Below are 11,723 nucleotides of genomic sequence, written 5' to 3'. Positions count from 1 at the left end.
GATCAGCTGTCGGCGGCCGCGTCGTCGGCCTGGATCCAGTCCGGCACGACGGGGCTGAGCCCGCCGTTGGTGGCGTCCCAGGTGCCGTAGCGCGGGTTGACGTCGACCTCCACCGCGGCGAGGTCCTCGGTGGTCACCGACTGCGCGCGCTGGAGAGCCTCGGCCATGGCGGGGTCCTGGAAGGTGGCCTGGTCACCGAGCACCTGCTGGTACTGGCGCGAGCGCGCAGCGTCCAGCGTGGCCCGGCCCGGGTCGTTGACGCCGTTCGTCGCGAGCAGCTGGCGGACCGCCGACTCGGTCGTCTCCGCCGGCGAGCCGGCGAAGACCTCGTCGAGCAGCGGCAGGAGCGCGAGGTCGGCGACGACCTGCTGCGGCTCGCCCGGCTGCTGGGCCAGGGCGTTGAGCTGGGTGGTCGCCTCCTGCAGCTCGGCGACGGTGTAGTCGGTCCCGTCGACGCTGACCGCGGTGTCCGAGCCGATACCGGTCGAGCAGCCGGCCAGGGCGAGCACGGCGGTGAGGGCGAGGGCGGTCTTGAGGGGATGGCGCTTCACGCGGGCCATCATCGCACGCGCGGCGGGGTGCGCCCCTGGGGGCGGGAGCCGGGAGCCGGGCCAGGAAGAGATGTTCGCTCACCTGTCCACAAGCCTAGTGTCGACGCCAGGAATGTCGGACTGGTGTTCTAGAATGGAGGCAGGTTCGGGGCCACGGGAAAGGTGGCGGCGACCGCGTCACGTGGGGAGGGGTGTGCGCATGGCGGAGATCGGGACGGGCGAGGGTATGCCCGGTGAGAGCGAGCGGTTCGAGCAGTCCGAGCGGTCCGTGACGGACGCCTCCTCGGGGGCGCGCTGGCCCGGCGAGTCGCAGGTCGACGAGACGGTGCTCACGCTGCGCGGGGTGGCGGCGCGGCGTGCGGTGGAGGACGCCGAGCTGATCAGCGCCGCAGCGGCGGTCCTCGCGCGGGTCCGCGACGGGGTGATCGACAAGCGCGGCCTGGTGGGCGTGGAGCTGACCACGACACAGAGGGCCACCGTCGATTCGGCGGCCCGCTCTCTCGCGGCCGCGGAGCTGGAGATCGCAGCGGGCTTCGGGGTCGGTGAGTCGCGGACCCTGATCCGCGCGGCGTCGGCGCCGTCCGAGCTGGCGCGGCAGGTCGACGCGGCGCTGCGCAGGGGCGAGGCGTCGTGGCCGCTGGTGCGGGCCTTCTTCGACTCCACCGCGTCGCTGTCGGCGGACCAGCGCCTCCTGGTGGCCGGGTCACTCTTCGGCGACCAGGCCTCGCAGGCGGTCGGCGACCGGCTCGACCCCGACGGTGAGCTGCACGGCCGGCCGTGGGGACACTCGTCGTTCACCGCCGCGCTCGAGGCCGAGGTCACCGCTGCCCGCGCGGCCGATCCCGACGACGAACGCCGTCGCCGCGAGCGCGCCTACCAGCGTCGCCGGGTCACCGTCCGCGTCCACGACGACGGCACCGCGACCCTGCGTCTGACCGGGCCGGCCGCCTCCGTGGTCGCCGGAGGCCAGCGGCTGGACCGCGCCGCCCGCACCCTGCGCCGCGAGGGCGACGCACGCACCCTCGACCAGCTGCGCGCCGACACCGCACAGGTGCTGCTCATGTACGGCACCTTTCCCCTGCCCAGCACCAGCAGCAGCACGATCACCAGCACCTCAGCCTCAGCGGCGACGTCCGACGCACCGCCGGCCGACGGAACCGACGTTCAATCGGCCTCCGGGACGAACGCTCAAGCCGCCGCCGGTCATAGGGACGGCGCACCCGCTCCGGAGCCCGAGCCCACTCCCGCGCCCGAGCCCGCGCCCACTCCCGAGTCCGAGGCGTCGCCGGACGGCCGGGTCACGAGCTCTGGCTTCGACGACATCCTGGCCCCGGAGGATGTGGACCAGCTGATCCGCGTGCTCAACGCCCTCCCGACGGTGACCCTCCAGGTTGTGGTGCCCTACAGCGCTTTGGCCGGGGGCTTTCCGGTCTGCGTCCGCTGCGGTCACGCGACGCACCGGCCGTCCGACCACCCACCGCCAACCGAGACACTTCCGGACGACAGCCCACCAGAGGACGGTTCGCCGTGCCGCATACCTCCGGACGAGGGCCCCCCGGCCGGCACACCGCCCGACGAGGGAGCGCGCCCGCCCAGGCGCGGGCGAGTGGGACAGGTGATGGGACCTCATCCCTTCTTCGTCACCGACAACCATGTGCGCGAGCTGGCGCTCTTCCCCGGCACGACGCTGCACCGACTGGTCACGGATCCCCTGGACGGTCGCCTCATCGAGCGGACGATCGCCTCCTACCGCCCGGACACCGACATGCGCCGCCAGGTGATCGCCGCCGACCAGCTCAACAGGGCACCAGGCCCCCGGCTCGGTGCCCATGGAGGCGAGCTGGACCACGTCACGCCGTACGGCTGGGCCGGTGGTCCGACAGGAGAGCTCAACCTCGCTCTGCTCGCGAAGCGGCCGCACCGGTTCAAGACAGAGGGGATGTGGCACCTCAGCCTCGGTGCCCGCCGCGACCTGACCGTCACCACGCTGCTGGGGCAGATGGTCACCACCCGCACCTTCGACTACCGCACCTACCTGCGCGGTGCGGAGCCGGCTGGCCGCCGGGACCGGGCAAACCGACTGGTCTACGCCGCCCTCGCCGAGCACCCGGCCAACCGCTATCGAGCCAGGAGCGGCGAGACCTGCATCCGGCTGACCGGCACCAGCGATGACGGGCAGATCCACGAAGGGCCGACATCGGGCCACCCGACCTTGATCGATCTCCTGGGCCTGACCGACGACCCGCCCGGCGACGCCGCCTGAGCCTCCAGAACCGAGATTCGCCCTACGGCAGTTCAGCGGGAGAAGGCCCTCAGCAGGGGAAGCCCCTCAACAGGCGAAGCCCCTCAACAGGCGAAGCCCCTCAGCGGGGGAAGCCCCTCAGCGGGCGAAGCGCTCCAGAGTCGACCCGAGGCCGGGCAGCGCCTCGACGACGTGCTCCTTGCCCTTGCCCCGCAGCGAGCGGTAGACCTTGCCCAGAGGGTTGCCCTCGACCGCGGCGGCCTTGGCGTCGGCCACGGCCAGCAGCTCGTCGGCGACCTGGTGCGCGCGGGCCGGGTCGGCGAGGTAGGCGCCGAAGGCCCGTCCGTCGGCAGCAGCCCAGTGCGGGTCGAGCGCCGACGCGACGCCGGGCAGCAGTGCGTTGACGGACCTCTTCACGGTCCCCTCGCTCGCCTTCTTCGCGCCCGCGAAGGCCGTCTTCAGCACCGTGCCGGAGATGCCCTTCTTGCTGGCCACCTCCGTCTCGATGAGCTGGACCAGGGCATCGACCACCTGGGGCCGCGTGGTCGGGTCGAGCAGGCGGGCAGAGAGCGACGTCGTCATGGGAGACAGCATCTCAGGTCGTTGCAGACGTCCGGTCGTGCGGGCGGCGAGCTCAGCCCTGCCGGGCCGCCGCCGCGGCGATGTCGTCCAGAAGGACGGCCTTGACCAGCTGACCGGCCCAGTCGAGGATGTCGCGGTCACGCAGCGGCTTGCCCCCGACCCGCGCGGTCTTGGGTGCGGGCACGAGGATCTGGCGCACGGCCGGCTTGATGATGGTCCCCGGGTAGAGCCGCGTCAGGCGCAGCTGCTGGCTGTCGCGCAGCTCCTCGACAGGCCCGAACCGGATCATCTGACCCTGCACGCCGATGTCGCTGATCCCGGCCGCCCGCGCGATCGTGCGCAGGCGGGCCACCTCGAGCAGGGTCGCGACCGCGGCCGGGGGCTCGCCGTAGCGGTCGACCAGCTCGGCACGGATCTCCTCCAGCTCCTGCTCGTCCTTGACCTGCGCGAGCTTGCGGTAGGCCTCGAGGCGCAGCCGCTCGCCCGGCACGTAGTCGTGAGGCAGGTGCGCGTCGACCGGCAGCTCGATCTTGACCTCGACCGGAGCAGCCTCGTCCTCGCCCTTGAACGAGGCCACGGCCTCGCCGACCATCCGGACGTAGAGGTCGAAACCGACGCCCTCGATGTGCCCGGACTGCTCGCCACCCAGCAGGTTGCCGGCGCCACGGATCTCCAGGTCCTTCATCGCCACCGCCATACCAGCGCCCAGATCGGTGTTGGCGGCGATCGTCTGCAGGCGGTCGACCGCGGTCTCGGTGAGCGGCTTCTCCGGCGGGTAGAGGAAGTAGGAGTAGGCCCGCTCACGCCCGCGGCCGACGCGTCCGCGCAGCTGGTGCAGCTGCGAGAGGCCCAGCGTGTCGGCCCGCTCGACGATGAGGGTGTTGGCGTTGGAGATGTCCAGGCCCGTCTCGACGATCGTGGTGCAGACCAGCACGTCGAACTTGCGCTCCCAGAAGTCCACGACGACCTGCTCCAGCCGGTGCTCCCCCATCTGACCGTGGGCGGTCTGGATCCGAGCCTCGGGCACGAGCTCGCGCAGCCGCGACGCGGTCTTCTCGATCGTGCCCACCTTGTTGTGGACGTAGAACACCTGTCCCTCGCGCAGCAGCTCGCGCCGGATCGCGGCGGCGATCTGCTTCTCGTCATAGCCACCGACGAACGTCAGGACGGGGTGGCGCTCCTCCGGAGGGGTCGCCAGCGTGGACATCTCACGGATGCCCGTCACGGCCATCTCGAGCGTCCGCGGGATCGGGGTCGCCGACATCGCGAGCACGTCCACGTTGGTGCGCAGCGCCTTGAGCTGCTCCTTGTGCTCGACGCCGAAGCGCTGCTCCTCGTCGATGATCACCAGGCCCAGGTCCTTGAAGCGGACCGTCGACCCGAAGATGCGGTGGGTGCCGATGACGAGGTCGACCGACCCGTCGGCCAGACCATCGATCGTCTCCTTGGCCTCCTTGTCGCTCTGGAAGCGCGACAGCGCCCGCACCGTGACAGGGAACTGCGCGTAGCGCTCGGAGAAGGTGTTGAAGTGCTGCTGCACCAGCAGCGTCGTCGGCACAAGCACCGCCACCTGCTTGCCGTCCTGGATCGCCTTGAAGGCCGCACGCACCGCGATCTCGGTCTTGCCGTAACCCACGTCGCCGCAGATCAGGCGGTCCATCGGGACCGTCTTCTCCATGTCGGCCTTGACCTCGTCGATCGTCGACAGCTGGTCGGGGGTCTCGACGAAGGCGAAGGCGTCCTCGAGCTCGCGCTGCCACGGGCTGTCCGGAGCGAACGCGTGACCCTCGGTCGCCATCCGGGCGGAGTAGAGACGGATCAGCTCGGCCGCGATCTGCTTGACGTGCTTGCGTGCCCTCGCCTTGGTCTTCTGCCAGTCCGATCCACCGAGGCGGTTGAGGGTGGGCGCCTCTCCGCCGACGTACTTGGTCAGCTGGTCGAGCTGGTCGGTCGGCAGGAACAGCCGGTCGGCCGGCTGCCCCCGCTTGGAGGAGGCGTACTCGAGCACGACGTACTCCCGCGTGGCCCCCTGCACCTGCCGCTTGGCCATCTCCACGAACTTGCCCACGCCGTGCTGCTCGTGCACGACGTAGTCGCCGGGCCGCAGCGCCAGCGGGTCCACCTGCTGACGCCGACGCGAGGGCATCCGACGCATGTCGCGCGTCGAGCCGCCCGACCCCGCCTGACCGGTCAGGTCGGTCTCGCCCACGAGCACGAAGCCCGTCCCCGTGAGCACGAACCCGCGCCCGACCGCCCCGGTCGTCACCGTGACCAGGTCCGCGGTGACGTCGTCGGCGCTGGTTAGCGGGCTCACCAACCGATGAGGTATGCCGTGCTCGCCCAGGACCTCGGCGACGCGGCGCGCCATACCGGCACCGTCCGGGCTGACCAGCACGCGACGTCCCTCGTCCAGCCAGGAGCGCAGGTCGCGCACGATGGCCTCGGCGTCGCTGCGGTAGGACTCGATCGGGGCGCTGGGCACCACGAGGGTCGCGACGCGGTCGTCGGCGCCGTCCGTGAGCTCCTCGAGCTCGGTGTCGACGAGGAAGGGGGTGAGCGACCACCACGGTCGCCCGGTCGTGAGCGCGTGCTGACGCATGTCGCCCAGGGACCACGACGACGCCGTGCCCAGCAGGCGCTGCAGGTCGATCGGCGCGGCGGCCTCCGACGTCGCCGCCGCTGCCCAGCTGGCCTGCAGGAACTCCTCGGAGGTCGCGACGAGGTCGTGCGCCCGGGTCCGGACCCGTTCGGGGTCGAGCAGCACGACCCGTGACCCGGCCGGCAGGACGTCGACGAGAGTCTCCATGCCGTCGACGAGGACCGGCGCGAGCGACTCCATACCCTCCACGGCCACGCCCTCGGCGACCTTGGCCAGCATCTCGGCGGCGCCCGGCAGGCTGCCGACGAGCTGCCGTGCACGCTCGCGCACGTCGTCGGTCAGCAGCACCTCACGGCAGGGCGGCGCGTAGAGGCCGTGCGCGGCGATCTCGAGCGAGCGCTGGTCGGCCACCTTGAACCACCGGACCTCCTCGACCGTGTCTCCCCAGAACTCGACGCGGACCGGGTGCTCCTCGGTCGGCGGGAAGACGTCGAGGATGCCGCCGCGGACCGCGAACTCGCCGCGCCGCTCGACCATGTCCGTGCGGGTGTATGCCGCGCCCACCAGCGCCTCGACCACCTCGGCCAGCGGCCGCTCGTCCCCCGCACGCAGCCGGACCGGGCGAAGCTCGCCCAGACCCCTCACGATCGGCTGGAGCAGCGCGCGGACCGACGCGACGACGACGCGCACCGGGCCCGCCTGCGGGTCCTCCGGCTCCGGGTGGGCCAGGCGCCGCAGGGTCGCGAGCCGGCGGCCGACCGTGTCCGAGCGGGGGCTGAGCCGTTCGTGCGGCAGCGTCTCCCAGCTCGGGAACCCCGCCACCCCGGCGGCGCCGTCCTCGTCGAGCAGCTCGCCCAGCATCGCCACGAGGTCGTCGGCCTCCCGCCCGGTCGCCGTGACAGCGAGCACCGGACTGCTGTCGCTGCGCACGAGCGCCGCCACCGCGGCAGCGTGCGCGCCGCCGACGAGCGAGACGTCGACGGTCGGCTCACCGCTGCGGGCGGCGTCGAGCACGGCGGAGAAGGCCGGGTCGGCGCAGAGCAGGTCGACGACGGGTGACAGGTGCATGGGTGCAGGATCCTTGGCCGGGAGGGGCGGTCGGTGGCCTCCTGATTCTAGGTGCCGGGGCCGACAGCCCCTCGATGTGGGCGTGACATGCTGGGAGCACCTGCCACCGCTTGCGGTGGACGCGCGCGAACCAGGTCAGGGAGGATCACAGTCGTGATGGTCAGTGCAGTTCGCAGGGCCCGACGTGCTGGGTATGCCGCCGCCCTCACCTTCGTGGTGGGCGCGCTGGTGGCCGCTCCACCGGCGTCCGCCGAGGAGCCGCTCAACCTTCAGGAGAGCGTCTACGACCCGGCCGACGCGCTGAGCAGCGCCGAGGAGGCGCGGGCGCAGGAGGAGATCGACCAGCTCCGCGAGGAGACCGGGCTCCAGCTGTTCGTCGCCTTCGTGGACGAGTTCACCGACAGCGGCGAGCAGGTGGACGGGCCCACGTGGGCCGAGCTGACCGCCGAGGCCTCCGGCCTGGGGACCGGCGACCTGGTGCTCGCGGTGGCGGTGGAGCAGCGCCAGTACGGCCTGGGCGACGTCGGCAGCACCCTGCCCCAGGGCCAGCTCCAGGACGTGCAGCTCCAGGACGTCGAGCCGGCGCTGAGCCAGGACGACTGGGCAGGCGCGGTCAGCGGCGCGGTCGAGGGACTGGCTCGGGAGTACTCCGGGGGCTCTGGCGGGGCGCTGGAGCCCCAGGGCCCGGTCTACAACGACACCGACAGCGGGCTCGGGATGGGCGCCATCCCCGGCCTGCTCATCGGCGCGCCGGTCGTGCTGCTGGTCGGTTCCGGTCTGATCAGGTCCGTGGCGCGCCGCAGGCGTCGCCCCAGTGCCGGGGTGCCGGTGCCGGCGGGTGCGCAGGGGGTCTCGCTGCAGGACCTGCAGCGCGAGGCGTCCGAGGCCCTGGTCGGGATGGACAACGCGCTGCGCTCGGCCGAGGAGGAGCTCGCCTTCGCCGAGGCCCAGTTCGGGACCCAGCGCACCGAGCAGTTCCGCGAGGTCCTGGGCCAGGCCCGGCAGGCCGCCACGGAGGCGTTCTCGCTGCGCCAGCAGCTCGACGACGACCAGCAGGAGCCCGAGGACGTCCAGCGCTCGATGCTCGCGCGCATCGTGGAGCTCACGGGCACCTCACGGCGCACGCTCGACGAGCACACCCAGGAGTTCGCGACCCTGCGCTCGCTGCAGGACCGTGCGCCGCAGTTCCTCGACGAGCTGGCCACCCGCGCGCGGGAGACCCGCGAGCGGGTGCCCGCGGCCAGCCAGGAGGTCGAAGGGCTCGCCGCGCGCTACCCGGCCCAGGCCCTGGGCACCGTCCGCGAGCACCTGACGCAGGTCGACTCCCTCCTGCGATCCGCAGACGGGTTCGTCACCGCAGGCCGGCAGTCCGTGGAGCGGGACGACCGCCCGGCCGCGGTCGCCGCGGCCCGTGCAGCGGAGGAGGCCATCGGGCAGGCCAGCAGGCTCCTCGACCAGATCTCCCGCGCCGGCGAGGACCTGGAGAACGCCTCCACCGAGCTGAGCCGACGGGTCACCTCCATCAGCTCCGACCTGCAGGACGCCCAGCGCCTCGCCCCGCGCGAGCCCGTCGTTGCCCAGGCGGTCCAGCGGGCCCGCGCTGCGGTGGAGTCGGCGCAGTCCAGCCGCTCCACCGGCGACCCGCTCCGTGCGCTCGCCGAGCTCGACCGCGCCGAGCACGACCTCGACACCCTCCTGCAGCCGATGCGTGACGCCGAGGCCCACCTGACCCGGATGCGCGAGAACTTCGACCAGCGCGTGGCCCGGGTCGGGGCCCGTCTGCGCAGCATCGACGAGACGATCTCGACCCGTCGCGGCGCGGTGAGCAGCGGTGCCCGCACCCGGATCTCCGAGGCTCTGCGCGTCTTCGACGAGGCGCAGTCGCAGGCCCGCACCGACCCCGGGGTGGCCATGGGGCTCCTGACCCGGGCCGAGCAGCTCGGCGAGCAGGCGCTCACCGAGGCCCAGAACGACCTGTCGTCCTGGGGCGGCTCTGGCGGCTACGGCGGCGGGTTCGGCGGACCGGGTCGCACCTACGGCGGCGGCATCGACCCCCTCTCCGTGATCCTCGGCGGCATCCTGCTGGGCGGCCGGGGCGGCGGTCACCACCACTCCGGCGGGTGGGGCGGCGGCGGCTCCTTCGGCGGCGGCGGAGGCTTCGGCGGAGGCGGCTTCGGCGGCGGGGGCTTCGGCGGAGGGGGCGGCGGCGGCACCTTCACAGGAGGCCGCTTCTAGAGGCCCGGCCACCGGCACTGACCACAGACCACAGACCTGCACGACACGTCATACCCGAGAAGGCCCCGCCGGCACGGCGGTACGGAAAGGAACGAGCATGACCCAGAAGCAGACCATCCTCGGCCGCATCAGCCAGCTCGCCCGGGCCAACATCAACGCGCTGCTCGACCGCGCCGAGAACCCGGAGAAGATGCTGGACCAGCTGATCCGCGACTACACCAACAGCATCGCCGAGGCGGAGGAGGCGGTCGCCCAGACCATCGCCAACGTGCGGATGGCCGAGGCCGACCTGCAGTCCGACCGTGAGTCCGTGGCCGAGTGGGGCCGCAAGGCCGCAGCCGCCTCCGCCAAGGCCGAGGAGCTGCGGGCGGCGGGCGACCCGGACGGGGCGTTCAAGTTCGACGACCTGGCGCGGGTGGCGCTCAGCCGCCAGATCCAGCACGAGAACGACATCAAGACCTCCGAGCCCGTCATCGCGCAGCAGAACGCCACGGTCGACCAGCTCAAGGACGGTCTGACCCAGATGAAGACCAAGCTGGAGGACCTCAAGTCGCGTCGCGGCACCCTGGTCGCCCGCGCCCGCAGCGTCGAGGCCCAGGAGAAGGTGCAGGACGCGATGTCCTCCATCGACGTGATGGACCCCTCGAGCGACCTCGCCCGCTGGGAGGACAGCATCCGTCGACAGGAGGCCGTCGTCCAGGGCCGCGCCGAGGCTGCGGCGACCAGGCTGGAGGACCAGTTCGCCGAGCTCGAGACCGCCAGCGGCGACGCCGAGGTCGAGGCGCGCCTGCAGCAGCTCAAGCAGCACGGCTGACCGACACCAGGTCTGACCGACGCACGGGCCCGGGTCGCCGTCACGGCGGCCCGGGCCCGTCGTCGTCGCTCAGCGCGAGTGCCAGCGCTGCTGCGCGTCGAGCAGCCCCTGCGTCACGAGGTCCACCACGGCGTCGACGCCGTCAGCGATCAGGATCTCGGTCTCCACCTTGTCGCGGGCGGGGAAGTCGGACAGGACGTAGTCGGCCGGGTCCTGCCGGCCGGGAGGGCGCCCGATCCCGAGCCGCACCCTCAGGTAGTCGCGCGTGCCGAGGCTCTGGCTGATCGACCTCAGGCCGTTGTGGCCGCCCTCGCCACCGCCCTGCTTCAGGCGCACCTGCCCGGGCTCGATGTCCAGCTCGTCGTGCACGACGACCACCTGCTCGGCGGGCACCTTGTAGAACTTCGCCAGGCCGGACACCGGTCCGCCCGAGACGTTCATGTAGGTCATCGGCTGCGCGATCACGCCGCGCGGGCCGGGGACCCCGCCTGCGCCGGTGCCGAGCCGCACCTCGGCCGCCCACGCCTGGGCCGCCTTGTGCTGCTTCAGGGTCGCCGACGCCTGCCGCGCCAGCTCGGCGACGACCATCGCACCGATGTTGTGGCGGTGCCCGGCATACTTCGGGCCGGGGTTGCCGAGGCCGACGACGAGCCAGGGGGCGTCCATGTCGGGCTGCTCCTTCGAGGTGGTGGGTCCGAGGGCCAGTCTGCCGCCCGGGCTTCTCGCGACCGGATTCTGTTCTGTGAGTCTGATGCATCCGACTCACAGAACAGGACGCGGTCGCGAGTGTGATGCCCGGACGGGGTGGTGGAACGCCGCGCGGCCACGGCCCCGGCTGGGGACGTGGCCGCGCGTGCGTGGTGCGGTGCTCGGAAGAGCGGGGGGCTCAGGCCTCCTCGGTCTTCTCCTCGGCGTCGGCCTCGGCGGCCTCGCCCTCGGCTGCCTCGCCCTCGGCGCCCTCGGCCGCAGCGTCGGACTCCTCGTGCTCGATGCCGGCCTCAGCCTCGGCCTCGGCGAGCTCGGCCTCGAGGGCCTCCTCGGAGATGGCCTGGGTGACGTTGACGACGAGGGCCTCGGCGTCGGTGACCAGGGTGACGCCCGAGGGCAGCTCCACCTGGCCGGCCAGGATCTGGGTGCCGGCCTCGGCGCCCTCGACGGAGACGACGAAGGTCTCCGGGATGTGCAGCGCCTCGGCCTCGACCGACAGCGTCGCGTGATCGACGGTCACGACGGTCTCGGGACCGGCCTCGCCCTCGACGTGGACGGGGACATCCACGACGACCTTCTCGCCGCGGCGCACGATGACGAGGTCGACGTGCTCGATGACGCGCTTGATCGGGTCACGCTGGACGTCCTTGGCAAGAGCCAGGTGCTCGTCGCCCTCGACGTTCAGGGTCAGGACCGCGTTGCTCGCGCGCAGGGCGAGGAGGGTCTCGTGACCCGGCAGGGTGACGTGGATCGGGTCGGTGCCGTGGCCGTAGAGGACGGCGGGGATCTTGTCGGCGCGGCGGATGCGGCGCGCAGCGCCCTTGCCGAACTCGGTGCGCTTCTCGGCGGAGATCTTCAGCTGGTCGGACATGCGTCTAGGCCTCTTCTTCTCGGGTGATCACTTCGGTGGGCCTCGACGCGGGA

Annotated in this window: 8 protein-coding genes; 3 read left to right on the top strand and 5 right to left on the bottom strand. The window is 72.4% G+C overall.

The genetic code is table 11. The annotated features are described in order from the left end of the window. Positions 1-2 precede the first annotated feature (2 nt). A complete protein-coding gene (locus IEV65_RS01565) occupies positions 3-551 on the bottom strand; it encodes a hypothetical protein (protein ID WP_188427853.1) in 549 nt (182 codons plus the stop codon). Between the two features lie 199 nt (positions 552-750). On the opposite strand from IEV65_RS01565, the gene IEV65_RS01560 reads away from it, so the two are divergent. Then, on the top strand, positions 751-2,814 hold the full coding sequence (locus tag IEV65_RS01560; protein WP_188427852.1) for a hypothetical protein: 2,064 nt from the start codon (positions 751-753) through the stop codon (positions 2,812-2,814). Between the two features lie 117 nt (positions 2,815-2,931). Here IEV65_RS01560 and IEV65_RS01555 read toward each other — a convergent pair whose 3' ends face one another. Together IEV65_RS01555 and mfd are read right to left on the bottom strand one after the other, a co-directional pair. Continuing rightward, entirely contained in the window at positions 2,932-3,375 is a 444-nt protein-coding gene (locus IEV65_RS01555; RefSeq protein WP_188427851.1) for a DUF6918 family protein, read from the bottom strand. Between the two features lie 52 nt (positions 3,376-3,427). Further along, a complete protein-coding gene (gene mfd / locus IEV65_RS01550) occupies positions 3,428-7,042 on the bottom strand; it encodes a transcription-repair coupling factor (RefSeq protein WP_188427850.1) in 3,615 nt (1,204 codons plus the stop codon). 156 nt (positions 7,043-7,198) lie between these two features. Between mfd and IEV65_RS15825 the strand changes: the two genes are divergently transcribed. Continuing rightward, complete coding sequence (locus IEV65_RS15825; protein WP_188427849.1) at positions 7,199-9,277, top strand: TPM domain-containing protein; 2,079 nt, start codon at positions 7,199-7,201, stop codon at positions 9,275-9,277. Between the two features lie 97 nt (positions 9,278-9,374). Beyond that, the gene (locus tag IEV65_RS01540; RefSeq protein ID WP_188427848.1) at positions 9,375-10,091 is read left to right on the top strand and encodes a PspA/IM30 family protein; all 717 of its coding nucleotides are present in this window, start codon (positions 9,375-9,377) and stop codon (positions 10,089-10,091) included. 69 nt (positions 10,092-10,160) lie between these two features. On the opposite strand, the gene pth is transcribed toward IEV65_RS01540, so the two are convergent. Both pth and IEV65_RS01530 read right to left on the bottom strand, forming a co-directional pair. Beyond that, positions 10,161-10,757: an aminoacyl-tRNA hydrolase gene (pth, locus tag IEV65_RS01535; RefSeq protein WP_188427847.1), complete on the bottom strand. Its 597-nt coding sequence runs from the start codon at positions 10,755-10,757 to the stop codon at positions 10,161-10,163. A 220-nt stretch (positions 10,758-10,977) separates the two neighbouring features. After that, the gene (locus tag IEV65_RS01530) at positions 10,978-11,670 is read right to left on the bottom strand and encodes a 50S ribosomal protein L25/general stress protein Ctc (protein WP_188427846.1); all 693 of its coding nucleotides are present in this window, start codon (positions 11,668-11,670) and stop codon (positions 10,978-10,980) included. Between the last annotated feature and the right edge of the window lie 53 nt (positions 11,671-11,723).

Source organism: Ornithinimicrobium tianjinense (assembly GCF_014636495.1).
Classification (GTDB): Bacteria; Actinomycetota; Actinomycetes; order Actinomycetales; family Dermatophilaceae; genus Ornithinicoccus; species Ornithinicoccus tianjinensis.
Note: the sequence above shows the minus strand (reverse complement) of the source record. Positions and strands in the feature narration are given on the sequence as shown.